Genomic DNA, 1,372 nt, shown 5'->3' with positions numbered 1-1,372 from the left:
TTATTATATAATTCTAGTTTATCTATTTGAATTAAATATTTTTATTATTAAATATAATGTAATTTCTTATTGTTTTTTGTCAGTTAATGCTTTAAATCCAATAGGTACAGTACTATATTTAGTTCCAGCAGCATGAATTACATCTTCAATTTTATCTGAAACAAAGGATCTAGGTTTCCATGGTTTATTTTCATCTTCACCTACAAGGAATACTTCATCAACAATATTTTCTTCAAGTAAATGAATTAAAATACTACTAACTATTCCACCATCTTGACCTGTTACATTATCAGATTTTGCAGAGAAAACTTCAATATATTCACCTACTGGTTTCTCATCAATATCTTCAGGTAAAATATCAGTACTTACATAGGTTCTAGGACAAGCAAAATAACATGCATGACAATCTTCTTTACAGTCACCATATACTTGTGGTTTTCTATCATTAATTTGAATTATGTTTTCAGGACATACATATTCACATGCACCACAAAGTACACATCCACCTACATTAATAACATCTGCTTCAAGATTAGTAAATTGACATTTCTCAGATTCTTCTCTTGAGATTTTATCACTTAAATGTCTTTGTGATAATACTTGTCTTCCAACAGATTCTCTAGTATGGATATTTTTAAGGTTTCCTTGAATTTTTTTATTTGCAATTCTTTCTAAAAGTTTAAGTCCTTTTTCACTAAGTGGTTTTTTAGTAAAAAGACCTTTTTTAACACAATCATCAACTATTTTTTTACCTTTTTCTGATCTAACTATGATTGTAGAATATCCTTTTGGTGAACCTACAGAACCTACAGATATATCAGATAAATCTGCAGTATAATCTGTACAAATATTACAGTTTTTACGACTGAAGATTTTAGTTTCAGCAACAGGGATAGCAAATTCAGTACCATCATTTTTATAAACTTTAAATTTACCTTTTTCTATACGGAACTCTTTTACATCATACATTTCTATATCATTTTCTTTTAAGAATTCTTTAAGATATTTGTATGAATAATTTTCCATACAGAATAATCCTATTTTTATATCTATTGGTGATCCTCCAGTTATATCTGAATATTTGTTAATTTTAGTAGCAGCTAAAATTTGACATGGAGTTCCAACCATAGCAGTTTTAATTTCACTCATTTAATCACCTTTCTATATTAATAAAAAATTTAATCAAATTTTAAATCATTTATAAATAGCATATTAATGTATATTATTTAATAAATTTAAACTTTATTAAAATTCATACAGTTTTTTAGAAAAATTTTAATTTAAAATATTTGTTTATTTAGAATTCATATTATAGATGTATTAAGATTACTAAGTAATTTATATATAAATTAAAAATAATTGTTTTATTTAC

General features: G+C 24.9%; 1 protein-coding gene. It reads right to left on the bottom strand.

From position 1 onward, the window contains the following. Positions 1 to 66: 66 nt before the first annotated feature. Complete coding sequence (locus BGI41_RS08125) at positions 67 to 1,149, bottom strand: Coenzyme F420 hydrogenase/dehydrogenase, beta subunit C-terminal domain (RefSeq protein ID WP_088540196.1); 1,083 nt, start codon at positions 1,147 to 1,149, stop codon at positions 67 to 69. Positions 1,150 to 1,372 lie beyond the last annotated feature (223 nt).

This window comes from Methanobrevibacter sp. 87.7 (genome assembly GCF_002208625.1).
In the GTDB taxonomy this organism is placed as follows: domain Archaea; phylum Methanobacteriota; class Methanobacteria; order Methanobacteriales; family Methanobacteriaceae; genus Methanarmilla.
The sequence above is the reverse complement of the archived record's forward strand: the minus strand, read 5'-3'. Positions and strand labels throughout refer to the sequence as shown.

What these genes read in the sequence shown, in the direction of transcription:
- BGI41_RS08125 (WP_088540196.1), bottom strand. Translation starts at nt 1,149, where the DNA reads ATGAGTGAAATTAAAACTGCTATGGTTGGAACTCCATGTCAAATTTTA.